General features: G+C 60.1%; 19 protein-coding genes and 1 pseudogene. 5 read left to right on the forward strand and 15 right to left on the reverse strand.

Annotated elements, in window-relative coordinates:
* Together ACM6JM_RS02025 and ACM6JM_RS02030 are read right to left on the reverse strand one after the other, a co-directional pair.
* Positions 1 to 189: pseudogene (locus tag ACM6JM_RS02025) on the reverse strand (hypothetical protein); the annotation flags it as partial.
* A 157-nt stretch (positions 190 to 346) separates the two neighbouring features.
* Positions 347 to 631 carry a helix-turn-helix domain-containing protein gene (locus ACM6JM_RS02030; RefSeq protein ID WP_414881235.1) on the reverse strand — a complete coding sequence of 95 codons (285 nt, stop codon included), beginning with the start codon at positions 629 to 631 and terminating at the stop codon, positions 347 to 349.
* Positions 632 to 1,058: 427 nt separating this feature from the next.
* Here ACM6JM_RS02030 and ACM6JM_RS02035 point away from each other — a divergent pair, with 427 nt between their 5' ends.
* Complete coding sequence (locus tag ACM6JM_RS02035) at positions 1,059 to 1,325, forward strand: DUF3077 domain-containing protein (RefSeq protein ID WP_039764643.1); 267 nt, start codon at positions 1,059 to 1,061, stop codon at positions 1,323 to 1,325.
* Between the two features lie 58 nt (positions 1,326 to 1,383).
* Here the strand turns inward: ACM6JM_RS02035 and ACM6JM_RS02040 are convergent, their stop codons facing one another.
* From ACM6JM_RS02040 to ACM6JM_RS02055, 4 genes are all read right to left on the reverse strand, one after another.
* Positions 1,384 to 2,094, reverse strand: a complete 711-nt coding sequence (locus ACM6JM_RS02040; protein ID WP_414881236.1) for an SDR family NAD(P)-dependent oxidoreductase — start codon at positions 2,092 to 2,094, stop codon at positions 1,384 to 1,386.
* Positions 2,095 to 2,127: 33 nt separating this feature from the next.
* Positions 2,128 to 2,772 carry a DsbA family oxidoreductase gene (locus ACM6JM_RS02045; RefSeq protein ID WP_039764640.1) on the reverse strand — a complete coding sequence of 215 codons (645 nt, stop codon included), beginning with the start codon at positions 2,770 to 2,772 and terminating at the stop codon, positions 2,128 to 2,130.
* Entirely contained in the window at positions 2,769 to 2,987 is a 219-nt protein-coding gene (locus ACM6JM_RS02050; protein ID WP_007952610.1) for a tautomerase family protein, read from the reverse strand. Before ACM6JM_RS02050 ends, ACM6JM_RS02045 begins: the two co-directional genes overlap by 4 nt.
* Positions 2,988 to 3,335: 348 nt before the next feature.
* Positions 3,336 to 3,869, reverse strand: coding sequence for a PBECR2 nuclease fold domain-containing protein (locus tag ACM6JM_RS02055; protein WP_039764637.1), 534 nt, complete (start codon positions 3,867 to 3,869; stop codon positions 3,336 to 3,338).
* A gap of 447 nt (positions 3,870 to 4,316) precedes the next feature.
* On the opposite strand from ACM6JM_RS02055, the gene ACM6JM_RS02060 reads away from it, so the two are divergent.
* Positions 4,317 to 5,243, forward strand: coding sequence for a LysR family transcriptional regulator (locus ACM6JM_RS02060; RefSeq protein ID WP_085647967.1), 927 nt, complete (start codon positions 4,317 to 4,319; stop codon positions 5,241 to 5,243).
* On the opposite strand, the gene ACM6JM_RS02065 is transcribed toward ACM6JM_RS02060, so the two are convergent.
* From ACM6JM_RS02065 to ACM6JM_RS02105, 9 genes are all read right to left on the reverse strand, one after another.
* Positions 5,160 to 5,477, reverse strand: a complete 318-nt coding sequence (locus ACM6JM_RS02065; RefSeq protein WP_007952614.1) for an AzlD domain-containing protein — start codon at positions 5,475 to 5,477, stop codon at positions 5,160 to 5,162. The two genes, ACM6JM_RS02060 and ACM6JM_RS02065, sit on opposite strands and share 84 nt — an antisense overlap.
* Positions 5,456 to 6,172: an AzlC family ABC transporter permease gene (locus tag ACM6JM_RS02070; RefSeq protein WP_074689485.1), complete on the reverse strand. Its 717-nt coding sequence runs from the start codon at positions 6,170 to 6,172 to the stop codon at positions 5,456 to 5,458. The genes ACM6JM_RS02065 and ACM6JM_RS02070 overlap by 22 nt, the downstream gene beginning before the upstream one ends.
* Positions 6,169 to 6,546 (reverse strand): GNAT family N-acetyltransferase, encoded by a 378-nt coding sequence (locus ACM6JM_RS02075; RefSeq protein WP_007952618.1) that lies wholly within the window; start codon positions 6,544 to 6,546, stop codon positions 6,169 to 6,171. Before ACM6JM_RS02075 ends, ACM6JM_RS02070 begins: the two co-directional genes overlap by 4 nt.
* A 79-nt stretch (positions 6,547 to 6,625) precedes the next feature.
* On the reverse strand, positions 6,626 to 7,372 hold the full coding sequence (locus ACM6JM_RS02080) for a 2OG-Fe dioxygenase family protein (RefSeq protein WP_011331995.1): 747 nt from the start codon (positions 7,370 to 7,372) through the stop codon (positions 6,626 to 6,628).
* A 234-nt stretch (positions 7,373 to 7,606) separates the two neighbouring features.
* Positions 7,607 to 8,893 (reverse strand): OprD family porin, encoded by a 1,287-nt coding sequence (locus ACM6JM_RS02085; protein WP_064592776.1) that lies wholly within the window; start codon positions 8,891 to 8,893, stop codon positions 7,607 to 7,609.
* Positions 8,894 to 9,192: 299 nt separating this feature from the next.
* Complete coding sequence (locus ACM6JM_RS02090; protein WP_414881237.1) at positions 9,193 to 9,861, reverse strand: DsbA family protein; 669 nt, start codon at positions 9,859 to 9,861, stop codon at positions 9,193 to 9,195.
* Between the two features lie 242 nt (positions 9,862 to 10,103).
* On the reverse strand, positions 10,104 to 10,316 hold the full coding sequence (locus ACM6JM_RS02095) for a hypothetical protein (RefSeq protein ID WP_414881238.1): 213 nt from the start codon (positions 10,314 to 10,316) through the stop codon (positions 10,104 to 10,106).
* Between the two features lie 245 nt (positions 10,317 to 10,561).
* Complete coding sequence (gene aguA, locus ACM6JM_RS02100; protein ID WP_074689481.1) at positions 10,562 to 11,668, reverse strand: agmatine deiminase; 1,107 nt, start codon at positions 11,666 to 11,668, stop codon at positions 10,562 to 10,564.
* Positions 11,669 to 11,846: 178 nt separating this feature from the next.
* A complete protein-coding gene (locus ACM6JM_RS02105; protein ID WP_414881239.1) occupies positions 11,847 to 14,759 on the reverse strand; it encodes an aminotransferase in 2,913 nt (970 codons plus the stop codon).
* Positions 14,760 to 14,937: 178 nt separating this feature from the next.
* Between ACM6JM_RS02105 and rfbC the strand changes: the two genes are divergently transcribed.
* The 3 genes from rfbC (at position 14,938) to ACM6JM_RS02120 (ending at position 18,783) form a co-directional block, all read left to right on the forward strand.
* Positions 14,938 to 15,483: a dTDP-4-dehydrorhamnose 3,5-epimerase gene (rfbC, locus tag ACM6JM_RS02110; RefSeq protein ID WP_085667667.1), complete on the forward strand. Its 546-nt coding sequence runs from the start codon at positions 14,938 to 14,940 to the stop codon at positions 15,481 to 15,483.
* 106 nt (positions 15,484 to 15,589) lie between these two features.
* The gene (locus tag ACM6JM_RS02115; RefSeq protein WP_414881240.1) at positions 15,590 to 17,398 is read left to right on the forward strand and encodes a sensor histidine kinase; all 1,809 of its coding nucleotides are present in this window, start codon (positions 15,590 to 15,592) and stop codon (positions 17,396 to 17,398) included.
* A complete protein-coding gene (locus ACM6JM_RS02120) occupies positions 17,395 to 18,783 on the forward strand; it encodes a sigma-54-dependent transcriptional regulator (RefSeq protein ID WP_085667666.1) in 1,389 nt (462 codons plus the stop codon). Before ACM6JM_RS02115 ends, ACM6JM_RS02120 begins: the two co-directional genes overlap by 4 nt.
* Positions 18,784 to 18,797 lie beyond the last annotated feature (14 nt).

The following is an 18,797-nucleotide window of genomic DNA, read 5'->3' on the forward strand; positions in this document are numbered from 1 at the left end:
CTCCAGCACCTGGCCAATCACATTGCGCTTGCGCTGAAAGTACCCCTCACCGAACACCATAAAATCCAGCGCAGCTCGCCCCATTTTCTGCGCACTGCATCCGGCAGACGGGATGAAATCACGCAGCAGCAGGTTGCGTTTGGAGGGAATGGGGACGGGGAATGGGGACAGACGGGAATGGGGACAGATCTATTTTCAATTCCTAGTGCCGGCACGATACAAAACAAAGCCCCTGCAGAAATGCAGGGGCTTTGTTGTTTCTGGAGTGTCCACATTTCGTCCACACTCCGATCATCGGCAACCGCGTTGCCAGTTCTAATCGGAACAATCCGTAGACGATTTCACCTCAGGCTGGCTGCAAATCCCGCAATGCTTCCGGATGCTGGCTAGCAACACGTAACAATGTCTGTGCCGCACCTGTCGGCTGCCTGCGACCCTGCTCCCAATCCTGCAACGTCCGCAGGCTCACACCGATCAACTTGGCGAACGCACTCTGCGAAACACCCACCTTGGCTCGCGCTTCAGCAGCCGCCGAAAGTGGCACCTCTGTCACACGAGCAGGTTTTCCCGCCTTCGTTTGGCGGACAGAGTCCAGCAAGTCCTGCTGGAATTGCTCCAGTTCATTGACCATCGCTGATTTCCTCCTTCAGTTGCTGGGTGATAAAAGGGTATAGGTTTCTTCCAACGACATCAGCCCCGCCACCACCTGGCCACGATTGCGCTCTTCCCCTCCCCCACGCTACCGTCAAACCCGTCGCTGCCAATCCAGCGACCGGGCCTGAGAACCCGCGTAAGATGCAGGCGCACCAGCGCCCCCAACCCACGTTTGCCGGCGTTTTTTTGTGCCTGCATTTCCGTGCAATGGCGGCTGTGCGTGGGAGGCTTTCGGGCCTGCCGGGTTCCTGTATCTCCGGTTTCTCAGCCTGCGCATAGCTGCCACCCTTTCGCCTGAGAACGAATTGGCAGCCCTCATTTGATACAGGGAGTTTCACAAATGATCAGCATCGATCCGTCCAAAGTCTGCCCCTTCCACCTCCCAACAAAAGGTAGGTGAAGCCATGACCAACCCCCACGACCTAAAAACCCTCGGCCTCACCCATTTTTCCTTCCAATCCAACCACGCACTCTTCCGCACCAACTCCGGCGTACCTGTCGTCACCGCCCTCTCCCACGCATCCCACCTACTGCACATTTCCAAACTGCTCACATCAGATACTTCTGCCGCCAACGACCCGGAACTCCACGCCTGCGCCTCGCAATACTTGCAGGAGTTGAGCAAGGCGCTGGTCGATGATGCGGTCAAAGTGCTGAGCCCCGATCCGTAAACCGTCGCCCACAAAAAAGCCCTCGCATCGCGGCGAGGGCTTTGTGTTACCGGATCAATCAGTGCCCAGCGCTTTGACCACCATCCACATGCAGAATCTCGCCGGTCACAAAATTCGCGTTATCGAGATACACCACCGCCTGCGCAATGTCGTCGATCTCGCCCATGTGTCCAACCGGATGCAGCGCACCCAGTGCCGCGTGGGTTTCCTCGCCGTGCATCGGTGTCTTGATGATGCCCGGCGATACCGCGTTCACCCGGATTCCGCGCTTGGCGTATTCGATGGCCAGGGATTTGGTGGCGGCGTTGAGGCCGCCCTTGGTCAGGGAAGCGAGGACCGAGGGCACGCCGTCGATGGCGTGGTCGACCAGGCTGGTGGTGATGTTGACCACGTGGCCCTTGCCCTGTTTTTCCATCTCGGCGATGGCCAGTTGGGTGATGTAGAAGAAGCCATTGAGGTTGACCGACAGCACTGCGGAGTAGTCTTCCGGGGTGTAGGCGGTGAACGGTTTGGCGACGAAGATGCCGGCGTTGTTGACCAGGGTGTCGATGCGGCCGAAGCGGGCCACGCCTTCGCTGATCACGCGTTGAGCGGTGGCCGAGTCGCCAATGTCGCCGGCGATGGTCAGGATTTGCGGGTCGTTCGACGGTTTGATCGAGCGCGAGGTGGCGACGATGTTGTAGCCCAGTTCGCGGAAGGCCTTGACCATGCCTTCGCCCAGACCTTGGGAGGCGCCAGTGATAACGACGGTTTTTTTCGAGTTGCTCATGATGAAATCCTCAATCAATAAGTAAGTGTTGAATCAGGCCGCAGCCAGTTTTTTCAGCATTTGTTCGTAGTACTCGACCGATTGCGAACCGGACACCAGGTGCTTGCCGTTCAGGATCAGCGCGGGCACCGAGTTGATCCCGTGCTGCCGGTAGAACGCCTGCAGTTGCCGCACTTCGCTGGCGAATTCATCGTTGGCCAGCACCTTGCGGGCCCTCGCGGCATCCAGCCCGGCTTCGGTCGCCAGACGGATCAGCGTCGGGTGATCGTTGGGGTTGTCGCCGTCGCGGAAGTAAGCGCGCAGCAGGATCTTTTTCAGCGCGACCTGCCGCCCTTCCTGCGCTGCCCACATCAACAAGCGATGGGCGTCGAAGGTGTTGTGAAAGTGCGTGCGTTTCTCCAGGTCGAACTCGAAACCGATGGCCTTGCCGCGCTCGATCTGCATCTTCTTGCCGGCAGCGACGTCTTCGGCGGTGCGGCCGTATTTGCGCATCAGGTGCTGCACGGCCGGCTCGCCTTCGGCGGGCATGTCCGGGTTGAGTTCGAAGGGCTTGTAGGTCAGCTCCACCGAAACCTCGCCGGCCAGATTGCCGATCGCCTGCTCCAGCGCTGTCGCCCCGAGTGCGCACCAGGGGCACACCACGTCGGAAATGAAATCGATGGTCACGGTCGGGGTCATGACTGACCCCGTTCCGCCAGCTGTCGGCGGTACTCGGTGGTAGTGATGCCGGCGTAGCCCCAGTTATCGGTGTCGACTTCTTCGATCACGATGTGGGTCAGGTCCGGGCGTTTGTTGAGGACACGTTCCAGGGTTTCAGTGATTTCGGCGATCACCTGAGCTTTCTGCTCACGGGTAACGCCGTCGCGGGTGATGCGTACGCTGACAAATGGCATGACGACTACTCCAGTGACCTGCCCTCGGGATGATGGTCAGGTGTTGGAGCTCAATGTAGGCGTGTGCCGGGAGGGGAAAAAGTAGGGGTGGGGTACTTCATTTGTGATGCGGTGTAATGAATTGATACACCCATGTCGCTACCGTTTACCCATTGAAGTCGTAGGTTGACACATCTGATTCAGTGGCCGAGAATCGGCCCCAAGAGCGCGAAACCGACTGCCATCAGGTGGCGATAGTCGGCGTTAGGAACCCCGTTGATGACCTGAAAATCAGCGTTCGGGTGAGACCTCTTCTCCCCTGCTTGAGGGAGCACAATATCAAGCAACTTTTTCGTGAAGGGCAGCCTGTTAAGGCTGCCCTTTTTGTTTGGGCCATCGGTAACTTTGAAACAGCAGCTCTCCATGCCGATGCTTGTTCAGTCCCTTTTTGTCACAGTTCATGAAGTTCCAGAGTACGTTGCCGTGATCGATATGGATCACGACCAGCATCTGGTATTTCGTGTTGTAGACACCGATGTATGTCAGTCGGAAAGAGTCGTCATCGTAGGAAATCTTCCAGATCTCTAACGGCTTTTTCAGGGTGTCTTGCGCGAAGTCTGTGAAGCGCTCCCGAGCATTCGGGCGTTTTTCCACAATGTGCAACAAGTGCTCGCGCCTCACCAGAACAGGGCAAATGGGTGTCTCAATCACTGTTGAATTGAGGCCGTCATGAAGTCCGAAGCCTTTGGCAACTTGCTCCCATGCAGCCTCCAGACTCTCGGCACCCGGACATTCTCTGATTGCAGAAGTCAGCAACTCGGAATCAATGTCCCGAATGTCCGGTAAACCAAGATCCTTCCAGTTCTTTTGTTCAGGTAACGCCCTGCTCCCAGGCACGCTCATTGGCATCCTCTCGCTAGCTTCGCGGATGCCGGCATTGCCTGGATATCCAATGGCCTCGGACTGAAAATGTCCCGAAATTAACTGCCTGATATTTCAGCCACTTGTGCTGCGGTAATAAATCAGCCCGTTCTTGTCTTTCAATAGGAGGCTTCCGGCATCAACGCTGAACAGCGCGAAATGGCTGTACGAAACTGTCCCAGCCGCTGTAACCCCACCGCACAAAAAAAGTGCCCGACTCCTTCGAGTCGGGCACTTTTTTTGATCCCTATCACCCCCACGTCGCCAAAAACCCCGATCCTGTGTCAGCCTCCAGCCATCGGCGGAGACATCGATTCGCTACTAATTGCGCGACAACTATGCTCAGGTACAGGAATATAGCCGGCAAATGGCGCCGTTCAGGCCGTCACGTACACAACAATACCCAGCCCACTTCAGAGGGCATTACCCATGGATAGCAGAACCTTACGCAACCTCATGCGCATCGTGCAGACCGGCTCGTTGTCGGCAGCAGCCGAGCATTCGTGCCTGACCGTGCAGGCCTTGGCCGCACAGTTGAACAAGGTCGAAGAGCAGTTCGGTTTCCGCTTGTTTAGACGATCCAACAAGGGGCTGACGCTGACGCCGCAAGGCACCGAGCTGACGCCCTATATGGACAGAGTGCTGATTGCCACGCGGCAGATGGAAGAGAAAGTCGAAGCGTTGAAGGTGCCGGGACAGCGCACGTTGAAAGTGGCGTTGAACACCACGCTGGACCCGGATTTCAACCGGCGACTGATCGGGCGCCTGATCGAGGTGTTTCCCGATTACCAGATGGAATTCAGCTACGCCGAGTCGATGGAAAACCTCAGCAAGCTGAAGAACGAGGACTTTGACCTTGCGGTGCTGATCGGTCCGCAGCGTCCGGGTCTGCCGAGCATTGTCCTGCCTGAAGTACAGGTGCAGGTGGTCGGCGCGCACTGTGGTCAGGAGAACGATCCGCTGACCTTGCTTGGCAACAAGTTTCAGGTGCGTCCCGCAGAAGATTGTCCGTATTCCCACAGCTTTTTGCGTTTTCTCGACGCCGGGCTGGGCAATCACGAGAACAGCCAGCGCACGATTTATTCCTGCAGCGAAACGCTGACCCTGTCGCTCATCACCCAAATGGATGCGGTCGGCATGGTCTCCCGCGAGGCCGCGCAGAAGAACGGCCTGACGATCTTCCCCGGGTTCGAGGATTTCCTTGAAGTGCGCCTGGCGGTGAACAACCCGGATCTGTCCGGTCAGGCGTTGAACGACGTGGTCGATCTGCCGCTACATGAACGAGCCGAGCGCAATGTACGCAGCCGTCCCAACCGCCACACTGAGAAAGAGGTTTTTGCTGAAATACGCACATAACAGCGTCGGAATCGCTGCATAGAATTCCGGGCGATCGAGCTGTATGTGCTGATCCTTGATCAACAAGGGTGTCAGGCTGATCGCAGCGACGATCGCCACCGGCAGGTACTCCAGCGCGCGGGCGACGAAGGGCGGCCAGTGCTCGGTGTTGACCTGCAGCGGCAAGGCCCGTGGCAGGAAGGTCACGGCCATCATCAGCGCGACCACCAGGATCAGGAACGTTTGGTCAGGCATACACCCACTCCGCAGCCCACAAACGTGGCGATGAAAACGTTGAACGGCGAACTGCCCACCAGACTCAGTGCGCCCATGCAGACCACTGCAGCCATAGCGGCGATGAGTTTGTTGCGGGTATTGCAGAGCGAGACAAGCACGTAGAGCATCATCGCGGTCAGCGCGTAATCGAGCTGGTATTTGATCAGGTGCGACGCGTACTGCGCGCAGAGGGCGCCGAGCAATCCGCCGATCACCCAGGAGGTGTGGCAGAACAGGTTGAAGCCGATCAGGTAGCGAACGTTCACCGGTGCCCCGGTGCCCAGTTTGACGCTGTGAAAGGCGAACGACTCATCGGTCAGCCCGCCGGCGTAGCACCAGCGTTCCATGCGGCTCAGGCCCAGTGCCCGCAAGGCTTTCGCCATGTAGACCGACATCAGCATGTGCCGCGCGTTGATCAGAAACGTGGTCAGCACGATGGTGGTCAGTGACGCCCCACTGCTGATCAGCGCCAGCGCCGCAAACTGCGAAGCCCCGGCATACACGAACAGACACATCGCCACCGGCAGCCACAGTGGCAGCCCGGCATTGACCGCCATCAGCCCGAACACGAACGACACGGTAAAGTAACCAGCGACCACCGGGCTGGCTTCGGCAAAGGTGCGCGATGGCTGACGGTCGACCATCAGCGGCGCACTGCCGGATGTTTCATTCATAGATCCCTCTCAAATGTCCGCTCGCCGTGAGGTTCGCAAAAACCCTGGGCCGTCCAGAAACGCTTGCCCGCGAGGTTAGCATCATCGACGAACAGGAACATCCGCAGCACTCCGACCCGTTTCATGTCGGCCGACGCCGCTTCCACCAGCCGCTGGCCCACGCCCTGGCTGCGATAGCGCAGGCTGACCGCCAGATGGTTGATCGTGCCACGACTGCCGAGCATGCCGCCCAGCACCGCGCCGACGATCTCGCCTTCGACGTCGAAGGCAAGATAGGCCGTGGTGGTTTTCTGGATCAACACGCCGCGCAGGCATTTGGCGTCCTGCCATTCACAGAACGACACTTCGTCGAACTGACGGAAGAAACGCTCCATGCGCTGCGCGTCCTTGGCCGTCGCGCGCCGCAGCACCACCGGCGTCGAGCATTCGACGCCGTCGATTGGGGTGATCTGATTAGCGAACAATGTCGAAAGCGGTCCCGGGCCGCGAGAAGGAAATCGCCAGGATCTGCCGGTACGCCATGGCATGGGAGTGAGTGTTGCGTGCCGGTGTCACGTAGTGGCGCATATCACGGTCGAGGAAATAGGTGGTGTCGAGGATTTCCTGGTAAGTGGTCGACGCCAGTTGCTGCTCGTGGATGTCGTACAAACGACTCTCCGCGCCCTCGACATTGTTGCGACCCCAGAAGTGCACGCCGCTGAACGGATAACCGTCGCAGTGAATGCCTTCCGGGGTGATTTCCAGTTGTTTGCCGGGTTTGATCTCGATGCGGATCTGATGGATCTGGCACTGCCAGATTTCATCGTGCAGCTCTTCCGGCAACACGCTTTTGTACACTTCAAAATCGGTGTCGATCAGGCTGCGCATTACCGGCGAGCTGATGACTTCGTCCGAGAAGTCCTGGAAGTGCCGCACCACGCCGCCCACATAGCTGTTGTTGGCCTTGGACTGCACGTACGCGCGATGTTCCAGTTGCTTCAGTTCGCGAGTCTTGGGGTTGTACTCAAAGTCGCTGTAACGACGGTAACGCATGCCGGCTTCGGCCTGACCGTAGTAACTGTCAGGCTCCATGTTTTCCCAACTTTTGGTCAGTCTGACGAAGTCGGCGAAATGACCGTAGAGATTGAAGTCAGCACCCTGCACATTGGCGTACTTGTCGCGCCGTAGCGATTCGCCCACTTCTCTGGTTAAAACGATCATTACCAAATTCTCCGCTGCATTGAGCGGCCTAATCTATTAGGTGGAGAATTTGCGTCCATGAGAAAGAATTTCAGGCATTTAAAGCCCTGTTTGAAACGCGATTTGAAACGGCTTGAAAGTGCATTTCAAATGACAAAAACACGGGTTTTTATGCTGTTTTCGCAAAAAACGTCAAAAAAAAAACCCCGAACCAGTCGGGGTTTTTCTGTCGCGCTTCGCGGGCTCAACCGATCATCAGAAGATGTTGATCGGGTAATCCACGAACACACGCAGTTCGTTGCCGCTGACGTTGTATTCGCTGGATTTCTGCGAAACACGCAGGATCGAGCTACGCAGCTTGATGCTCAGGTCTTTGGCCGGGCCACTTTGCACGACGTACTTGAACTGGTTGAAGATTTCACGCTCGGTGCCGCCTTCGCTGGTGGACGTGGTGATGTTGTCGCCACGCACGTACGCGAAGTTGTAGCTCAGACCCGGTACGCCGAATGCGCTGAAGTCCAGGCCGTAGCCCAACTGCCAGCTGCGCTCGTCTTCAGCGTTGAAGTCGGACCAGTAGGAGTTGGCCAGGTAGATGGTGTTGCCACCGTCACCCACGCGACCCTGACCTTTCTGATAACCGCCGTAGGCGTAACCCAGGTTGCTGTCGCCGGTGGAGCGCTGGTGCGCCACGGTGAACGAGTGCGGGCCGGTGGCGAAGGTCGCTGCCAGGCTCCAGATCTTGTTGTCGTCGCCGGTCACACCGTTTTCGCGGACGTAGGAGTTGTCCAGCTTGGTGCGGTAACCGTTGAAGTCCAGGGTCAGGGACTGATCCTTGTCGATCGGGAACACGTAGTTGGCGTTCACGTATTGCTTCTTCAGCACGTCTTCGACGTCGGAAGCGTACAGCGCTGCCTTGAACTGTTCGGTGAACTGGTAGCTACCGCCCAACACGTTGATCGATTTCAGACCACCGCTGTCACGGCCTTCAGCGCTCTTGCGCGATTCGGCGGTGAAACGGCCGGCGTTCAGTTCCAGGCCCTTGATCTCTTTGGAAGTGATCAAAGTACCGGTGTAGCTTTCCGGCAGCAGACGCACGTTGTCGTAGCTCAGCACCGGCAGGGCCGGCATCTGGTCACCGTAAGTCAGTACGGTGTTGGAGATACGGAATTTTACCGCTGCGCCACCCTTCGACAGGTCGTCAGCCGCGTTGCCGCTATCACCCTGTTTGAAGAAGTCGATACCACCGGCACCGCTGCGGCCCTTGCCGCCGTCCAGGCGCAGTGCATACAGACCGAAGGCATCCACACCCACACCCACGGTGCCTTGAGTGAAACCGGACGAGAACGTACCGATGGCCGCTTGGCCCCATTCGGCTTTGTCCTGGTTGCCATCTTTGTAGTCACGATTGATGTAGGCATTGCGCAGCAGCACTTTGAGGCTGCTGTCTTCAACAAAACCCTTGGACTCGGCCTGGTCGTTAGCCATGGCCGAAGTGGCACTCAACATCCCCAGTGCGATCAAACTGATTCGCTTGTTCAACATTTTGTTTTCCTTATTACGGGTTGAAACGCGCTGTGTCGAACGGCTGAAACGGCGCTTATTGCACTCTTTTATTCACCCCGAAACAAAAAGACCCGCTCAAGACAATGTCATGGCGGGCCTGCTCCTGATTTTGAGTCATGGCGGTTAGCCACAGGCGTTGGGCCGAATCGTAGCCGCGCCCTCAACAATGTGTCAATTTCAAGAATCGTCTTTAAATAGGCGAAAAACGTCTAAAAAAAGTAAATTTTGCGGTGGCTTCGTGCAGGGAAACGCCTGTAATCAGGGATTTTGATGCCGGGTCACGCACACCCGTCGAGGCTACAGACCGGCAAGGCATGCGCCGCTGTCGCAGGCGTAAACGACTCGCTCAACCATTGTGCGAAGGCCTGCGGTTTACCGAGCCACGGGCCGATATCCACCACTGTGAACTGACCATCCTGCTCCAGTGCGAGAGTCGGAAAACCCTGCCCGCCGAGTTTCGCCAACAGAGCGCGGCTGTTCTTCATATGTTGCTCGGTGTCGACGGACTGCTTGGCGTTCAAGAAAGTAGCGGCGTCGTAACCCTGCTGCACCGCGTATTCCAACAGCACGCTTTCGTCGGCAATTCGGCGCCCCTCGACATAGTGCGCCGTCTGCAAACGCCCCAGCAGTTCCAGGCCACGGCCGTCGATTTTTTCCGCTGCCAGCACAGCGGCAATCGGCGGTGCCGAATCAAACACCGCGGTGTGATCGCGCAACAGGCCTTCGAAATAAGCGCCGCCGAATGGCTGACCCGTGTATTCAGCAATGCGCCGGTCATGGGGCATTACGTAATTGCGCAGTTGCGGCGAAACGCTCTGGCGGTTGGCACCCGTCATCATGCCGCCGGCGTGGGCGATCACTGGCAGCACTTGCTGTGCGGCCTGTACCAGCGGTTTGGCGCCATAGCACCAGCCGCACAACGGGTCGTAAATGTAGTGAAGGGTCATCGAAATGCTCCGGCTGGAAGGTGGGGAATGATGTCGGCACATTAGTCCCTCGGTCGTTGCGGAAAAACGCCGGAATGGCTTTCAGTGTGTTTCGGCAATCGGTCAAATCGAGACCGGCAGCCGCCACTTCCAGGTCAGGCAGACAACCCGGTGGGCATTGACACCTAAAGCTTCTGATATCGCGCCCATAAAAAAAGCGCTGCCATCCCGGCAGCGCTTTTTACAATCCCTGTTTGTTCTTCTTATCCTTCCATCACATCCCAGAGTGCTTCCAGTTCGGCCTCGCTGAACAGGCCAGCGGGGTAACGCTCGATCATCATCCGGCGCGGATCAGGTTCCCTGATCTGACGCGTTCCATTGGATTTCAACCAGTGCGCGACAATCTGGAGCGACTCACTATTTACAGCCATGGGATGCATCGTCCGCTCGCTGATTACGTTCACTTCGGCGTTCATTTCAGCGCTCTCTCCCCGTTCATGAGCGGCTACGTTATCCAAGGTTTATGACAGAACTGTTGAAGTTCTCCCCCCTCCCTAGTGCACCATGAGCGATACAAGAGCTATGCCAATGTCTGGCAATTGTCGACCAGCGGACATAAAGAAACCCGCAGTCCTGACGGGCTGCGGGTTTCTCTTCAAGCGTGGGCAACAAATGACTGCCCGGTCGATTTCCTAATCAACTCAAGCTGTTACATCCGCACTCACTCTTTGTGCGGTGCGGGTTGCTGTTGGGTAAGGCAGTGAATGTTGCCGCCGCCCAGTAACAGTTCGCGCCCCGGCACCATCACCACTTCGTGTTGCGGGAACAGGTTCTGCAGGATCTCCCGGGCCGGGGCGTCCATCGGATCGTCGAAGCTCGGCGCGATGATGCCGCCGTTGACGATCAGGAAGTTCACGTAGGAACCGGCCAGACGCACGCTCGGGTTGCGCTCCTGAGTGCCGTCCACCGGATCCACGCCCGCGCACTCTTCTTCGGTGGCAAACAGCGGCCCCGGAATCGGCATCTTGTGCACCGTGAACGGGCGGCCCTTGGCGTCGGTGCTGCTTTCCAGCACTTTCATCGCGGCCTGGCAGCGCGGGAAGTTCGGATCCTGCGGATCGTCAGTCCAGGCCAGCAGCACTTCGCCCGGACGCACGTAGCAGCAGAAGTTATCCACATGGCCGTCGGTTTCGTCGTTGAACAGGCCATCCGGCAGCCAGATGATCTTGTCCACCGACAGGTTTTCACTGAGCACCGCTTCGATTTCTTCGCGGCCCAGGTGCGGGTTGCGATTGCGGTTGAGCAGGCATTCTTCGGTGGTGATCAGGGTGCCTTCGCCGTCGACGTGAATCGAGCCGCCTTCGAGCACGAAGCCTTCGGTGCGATAACGCGGGCTGCGCTCGATTTCGAGGATCTTGCCGCCGACCTGGGAGTCGCGATTCCACGGCGAATACAGGCCACCGTCAAAACCGCCCCAGGCGTTGAAGTCCCAGTTCACGCCGCGCACTTCGCCGCTGTTGTTGATCACGAAGGTCGGTCCGCTATCGCGAACCCAGGCGTCATCGCTGGACATCTCGACCACGCGGATATTCGGCACGTCGAGGCGAGCGCGAGCGTTTTCGTACTGGCCGGCGGACACCGCCACGGTGACCGGCTCGAAACGCGCGATGGCCTTGGCCACAGCGGCATGGGCAGCCTGGGCCGGCTTGCCGCCCAGACGCCAGTTGTCCGGACGCTCGGGCCAGATCATCCAGGTCTGGGTTTGCGGTGCCCATTCGGCCGGCATGTAGAAGCCATCGGCGCGTGGTGTGCTTTTCAATGTGGTCATGTCGATCAGACTCCAGGGAACCGTCGAGGGTTTTCAACGCGCCGTACAGGGATGGACGACGGACTATGGCGACTTTATAAACGATAAATATCGGCTTTAGAAGCCAATAATAAAAAACAATCTGAATTAGCCCCTTCAAATACCGATACAAATCGGTATTCGAAGGTTGCGGATCGTTTCAAAGCCCTTCTTCCAGCACCTTCGCCAGCATGTCGACAAAGAAATCCACGCTCTGACGCGAGGTGACCATCGGCGGTTTGATCTTCAGAACGTTCAGGTAATCGCCGGTCGGCTGCATGAAGATCCCCAGCTCGCGCAGGCGATCACACAACAGCGTGGTTTCCTCGGTTGCCGGCTCCAGGGTTTCCCGATTGCGGATCAGCTCGACCCCCAGATAGAACCCCGAACCGTGCACTGCGCCGACCAACGGATATTGATCGATCAGCGCTTCCAGCCGCGCCTTGAAATGAGCGCCGACCACCTGGGCGTTTTCCCAGAGCTTTTCTTCTTCCATGACATCGAGCACCGCCATGCCGATCTGGCAGCTCACCGGACTGCCGCCGGCGGACGAGAAGAAATAGCCCTCGGCCTCCAGCGCCTCGGCGATTTCCCGGCGGGTGATCACCGCGCCCAGCGGCTGGCCGTTGCCCATGCCTTTGGCCATGGTGATGATGTCCGGCACCACGCCTTGCTCTTCGAAACCCCAGAAGAAATGGCCCATGCGGCCGTATCCGACCTGCACCTCATCGGCGATACACACACCGCCACGGGCGCGCACCAATTCATAAACCTTTTTCAGATAACCCGGCGGCAGCGAAATCCCGCCCGCGTTGCCGTAGACCGGCTCGCAGATGAACCCGGCCAGTTGCCGCTTCTGCTCATCGAGCTTCGCCAGATGATGCTCGACGCTGCGCACATAATCCGGCGCCGAATCCGCGCCGCGAAACTCGCCGCGATAGGTGTTCGGAGCAGTCACCGCATGCACCCAGTCCGGGCGACTGCTCAGGGCTTGCGGGTTATCGGCAATCGAGGTCGAGACCGCGTCTGCGCCGACCGTCCAGCCGTGATAGGCCTCCAGCACGCTGATCATGTCGCGGCCACCGCTGGCGGCCCACGCCAGGCGGATCGCCAGGTCATTGGCCTCGCTGCCGCTGTTGACCAGGAACACCCGATCCATGCCCTCCGGCGCCAGCTTCAACAAGCGTTCGGAGAACTCGGCGACGGCCGCATAGTTGAACCGCGAGTTGGTGTTGAGCAGCGACCACTGCCGGCTCGCGACCGCCGCCATGCGCGGGTGACCGTGGCCGAGCACCGCGACATTGTTGAGCATGTCGAGGTAGGAGCGGCCCTGCATGTCGATCAGGTGATTGCGCCAGCCGCGCTCGATACGCGGCGGGTCGACGTAATAGTGTTTCTGGGTGCGGGCGAAACTGGCGTCGCGGCGCGCCAGCAGAGTCGCTGCGTCCAGCTCGGGTTCGGCGTCGCAGGCCAGGCCCAGCAGTGCGGCCGGCGAGGGGGACAACGCCTGCCACGCCAACGCGCGTGATGGTGTACAGAACAGCGGCGCTTCCAGCTGTGCGCCGCGAATCAATTGCACGATCAACGGACCGTCCACCAAACCCAGCACCTGACCTTTCACCAGCGCCGCGCCGCCGTGCAACGAAGCTTTCACGCCCCACAGACGCAGGCTCAGTTGCGGGCCGTCGAGTCGCAGTGCGCCGTCGGCCGACAGGTGCAGTATGCCAGCGAACGGCGCCTCCACCGTAGAACCCTGGGGCACATGCAATTCAACGTGCAGCGGGAAAGTCTCTGGCTCATCGGCGCTGTCGGGCCGAGTGCGCGACAACCGGTATTGTCCGTATCGACTGGCCGCCAGACCGTGCATGGAAGCGGCCTCGCTCAACAGACGCTGATCAATGCCAGGCTGCTCCCAGTTGCCCGCCTCGAAGTGGGCGCTCAACACACCCAGATCGATCAACGCGAATTCGCGCCCGACCAGATCGGGCAACAACGGCGCAAAACCTTCACTGTCGATGGCCGGCAATGCCTGGCCGACCGCCGTGAGAATCGCCGCCTCCATCAACGCCAGCGGCACCGAGGTAGCGACCCGGAAGATCTCCCATTCATGGGTCAGGTTGTCGCGGCTGTAGGTGTTGCCCGGATCGATGCTGACCTGTTGCTCGCCGCTGAGCACCAGCACCGCGGCCCGCGCCACGATCAGCGGCCACAGCGCCAGCAGTTCTTCGTGTTGCAGCGGATTGACCACGTGATAGGCCTGCACGGCCGGCAGGATCACGAACGGGTCGCCGGCGGCGTGATGCAGCAATGCGGCGCAGGTGACCGACAGATCGGTGATGCGCCAGGTGCGCACCAGGTCGCCGAAATCGATAACGCCCTGCAACTGCCAGTGCCGTCGGGCGTCACGCTGCCAGACCACATTGTCGTCGGTGATGTCCATGTGGATCGCCTGTACCGGCAGCTTTTCCAGCAGCGGCTGCAAACGAAGCCTGGCCTGTTCGGCAGCCTCGGCGATCAGCGTGCGTTGGCGTTCGTCTTCGATGACCGGCAGCAGGTGCTCGATCAGTGAACTGGCGTGGCGCGCGTCCCATTGCAATGTGCGCTCGAGCCCCGGATGGTCGAACCCGGCCAGGGCCAGATCCATTTCGCCGCAGAGCCGGCCGAACCCGGCAACAACCTCATGGCCAAGATGATCGAGAGCCGTCAGTGGCTGGCCCTCGATGTAATCGAGCAGCCGCACATGCACCGATTCGCCCTCGACGTCCAGGGTCAGCAGGTCTTGGCCGTCCCTGGCCGGGATGACCCGGGGAACGTGGACATCGCAGTGTTCAGCCAGATATTTCAGGCCCGCATGCTGGGCTTGCAGCTCGACCAGCGAATAATCGCCCCGGCAGATCTTCAACACGAACCGCCCACGTTCACTGTCAACCCGGTAATTGAGATCCTGCTGGCTGCCCAGGGCCTGCAACGTGCCGTTCAAGCCGTAATGCTGCGCCAGCAGATGCCGGGCCTGCTCCAGCGAAACCTGAGGGCTGGGCAAACTGGCGCGATGAATCAACGTGGCGAACGACATGGAACGACCCCTGAAATTTTATTAGGCGCCTATATCGCCATTGCTTCAGGCGATAAGCAACCCCCAGACCATCCGTCCCCCGACAGGTTGCGAAGCAGGGGGATTTGCATGCCCCTCTCGCACCCACCGGTACTTTGCGCAAGAATGTCGGCCATTCAAACCTGCCACCGGAATACCCATGAATGTAATCCCCACTGACCTGCCTGGTGTCCTGATCATCGAACCCAAGGTGTTTGGTGATGAGCGCGGGTTCTTTTACGAAAGTTTCAATGCCAAGGCCTTTCAGGACGCCACCGGCCTCGACACGCAGTTTGTGCAGGACAACCACTCGCGCTCGCAGAAAGGAGTGCTGCGCGGGCTGCATTACCAGCTGGAAAATACCCAGGGCAAACTGGTCCGCGTCACCGCCGGCGAAGTCCTCGATGTCGCCGTGGATATCCGCCGCAGCTCGCCGCATTTCGGCAAGTGGGTGGCCGTGCACCTGTCCGCCGACAACCATCGCCAACTGTGGGTACCGGAAGGTTTCGCCCACGGTTTCGTGGTGCTGAGCGAGTTCGCCGAGTTCCTCTACAAGACCACCGACTACTACAACCCGTCGTCCGAGCGCAGCATTCGCTGGGACGATCCGGATCTGGGCATCGACTGGCAGCTGGACGAAGCGCCAAAACTGTCGGCCAAGGATCAGGCAGCCGGCCTACTCAAGGACGCCGACGTCTTTTCCTGAAGTCCTGTGTGAATCTTCAGCGCCGCTGCACACCCGGCCACGGGTGCGCAGACTGCGCCTGCAAGCCTAGGCATAATGCGCCTGTACCCACAGGCGCTCGATGCTCATGACTCCGACCCTTCCCCGCCGCCCTCGCTGGCGCAGCCTCGCCCTGCTGGCCCTGTGCCTGGCACCGTTGCTGTGGCCGCTGGAACACCTGGCCGAGCGCTATTACCGCAGCGAGCTGGCCGGTCAGAATCGCCAGACCCTCGACCTCTACGTCGCCAACCTGTTGGGCACGCTGCATCGCTATGAAGTGCTGCCGCAAATCCTCGGCGACCTGCCCGCGCTGCGCGCGGTACTCGGGGCGCCGGACGACGGCGTGACCCAAGGCAACGCCAACCGCCTGTTGAAAAACATCGCCGCGCAGACCGGCGCCGAAGTCATGTACCTGATGGACACCAGCGGCCAGACGCTCGCGGCGTCGAACTGGGACAAACACGACAGCTTCGTCGGGCGTAATTTCTCTTTCCGGCCGTACTTCAGCGAAGCCATGGCCGGCCGCCTCGGGCGCTTCTTCGGTCTGGGCACCACGTCCGCCAAGCGCGGCTATTTCTTCGCCGCAGCGGTGCGCAACGGCGAAAAAATCATCGGCGTGCTGGTGATCAAGGTTGACCTCGACCACACCGAAAGCCTGTGGGGCAAAACCCCGGAACAACTGCTGGTGACCGACCACAACGGCGTGGTCATCCTCACCTCGCGCCCGGAATGGCGTTTTCGCGCGACCCGCACCCTCAGTGATGCCGAGCGCGCGGCGATCGCCGCGATCCAGCCCTACCCGACCCGCGAGCCACGGCCCTTGAACCTGAGCCCGACCGCGTGGCTGCCGCAGACCCAGGAGATCGCGGAAACCGGCTGGAGCGTCAGCATCCTCGCCCCGCGTACGTTGATCGACCGACCTGTGCGCACGGTCGTGGCGATCGGCGGCGCCACCTTGCTGGTGGTGATGCTGTTGCTGGGCCTGATGATGCAGCGTCGTCGTCATTACCTGGAGCGAATCGCCTTCGAAGCCAAGGCCCGACGGGAACTCGAAGGCCGGGTTGCCGAGCGCACGAGTGATCTCGAAGGCCTCAACCGCCGACTGAAACAGGAAGTGCTTGAACGCGAACAGGCCCAGCAGGAACTGGTGCGCGCCCAGGACGATCTGGTACAGGCTGGCAAGCTGTCGGCGCTGGGGACGATGTCGGCGAGCATCAGCCACGAACTCAACCAGCCGCTGGCGGCGATCCGCAGCTACGCCGAAAACGCCGAAGTGCTGCTCGACCACGAACGCACCGAAGACGCACGAGGCAACCTCAAACTGATCAGCGAGCTGACCGGGCGCATGGCCTCGATCATCGCCCACCTGCGCGCCTTCGCCCGCCGCGACCGCCACGCCCCGGAAAGCGTGGCCCTGCAACCGGCGCTGGACGACGCCCTGGCGTTGCTGGCCAAACGTCGCCGGAGCATGGATGTCGAACTGATCCGCGACCTGCCGGCCGCCACCCTGTGGGTCGAGGCCGGGGAAACCCGTCTGCGCCAGGTGCTGGGCAACCTGCTGGCCAACGCCCTCGACGCCCTGACTGAAAAAGGCCCGCCGCGCAAATTGTGGCTGAGTGCCGAATCCACCGACGAAGGCGTCAATCTGTACATTCGCGACAATGGCCCGGGTTTCTGCATGGAAGCCCTGGGCCGCGCCAGCGAACCGTTTTACACGACCAAGACCCGCACTCAGGGTCTCGGTCTGGGGTTGGCCATTTGCGAAACCCTGATGCGCGCCTTCGGCGGTGAACTGTCGTTCGCCAACCACAAGCAAGGTGGCGCCCTGATCACCCTGCGGCTGCGCGCCGGCGCGCCCGGGGTCAGCCTGCAACCGTCCGAGGATCGAAGCGCATGACCATCGACAACCGCATTCAGGTGGTGCTGATCGACGACGATCCGCACCTGCGTCAGGCCCTTGGCCAGACTCTGGATCTGGCCGGCCTGAAAATTCTTCCGCTGTCCGAGGCCAAGGGTCTGGCCGCGCAACTGGAGCGCGACTGGCCGGGCGTGGTGGTCAGCGACATCCGCATGCCCGGCATGGATGGCCTGGAACTGTTGAGCGAGTTGCACGCTCAGGATCCCGAGTTGCCGGTGCTGCTGATCACTGGCCACGGCGATGTGCCGCTAGCCGTGCAGGCCATGCGCGCCGGTGCCTATGATTTTCTGGAAAAGCCCTTCGCCAGCGACGCCCTGCTCGACAGCGTGCGCCGCGCCTTGGCTCTGCGCCGTCTGGTGCTGGACAACCGCAGCCTGCGCATGGCCCTGAGTGATCGCAACGAGCTGAGCGCGCGGCTGGTCGGCCAGTCCGCACCGATGTCACGCCTGCGCGAGCAGATCGGCGCACTGGCGGCGACCAAGGCCGATGTCTTGATCCTCGGCGAAACCGGTGCCGGCAAGGAAGTCGTCGCCCGCGCCCTGCATGATCTTTCGAGTCGGCGTAACGGCCCGTTCGTGGCGATCAACGCCGGGGCGCTGGCCGAGTCGGTGGTCGAAAGCGAATTGTTCGGCCATGAGCCCGGCGCCTTCACCGGCGCGCAAAAGCGTCGGATCGGCAAGTTCGAATTCGCCAATGGCGGCACGCTGTTCCTCGACGAAATCGAGAGCATGAGCATGGACGTGCAGGTCAAACTGCTGCGCATGTTGCAGGAGCGAGTGGTCGAGCGTCTGGGCGGCAATCAGTTGATCCCGCTGGACATCCGCGTTATCGCCGCCACCAAGGAAGACCTGCGTCAGGCTGCCGATCAAGGTCGCTTCCGGGCCGACCTGTATTACCGCCTCAACGTGGCGCCGCTGCGCATTCCACCACTGCGTGAACGGGGCGAAGATGCGTTGATGCTGTTCCAGCATTACGCCGACGAAGCCAGTGCCCGCCACGGACTGCCACCTCACGAACTGCAACCGGCGCAACGGGCGTTGCTGCTGCGGCATTCATGGCCAGGCAACGTGCGGGAATTGCAGAACGCGGCGGAGCGCTTTGCCCTCGGCCTGGAACTGGCCCTGGACAACACGCAGCCCGATGGCAGCCCCGGCACCACCGTCGAGATCACGGCGGGCGGGCTGAGCGAACAAGTGGAAAATTTCGAGAAATCCCTGATCGCCGCCGAACTGACACGCTCTCACAGTTCTGTGCGCAGTCTCGCCGAAGCCCTGGGTATTCCGCGCAAGACCCTGCACGACAAACTGCGCAAGCACGGGCTGAATTTCGCGGGCAGCGGCGGCCATTCGGACGAATCCGAATGAACTTCACTCAATTC

It is taken from the genome of Pseudomonas sp. IT-P2 (assembly GCF_949767575.1).
GTDB lineage: Bacteria > Pseudomonadota > Gammaproteobacteria > Pseudomonadales > Pseudomonadaceae > Aquipseudomonas > Aquipseudomonas pharyngis.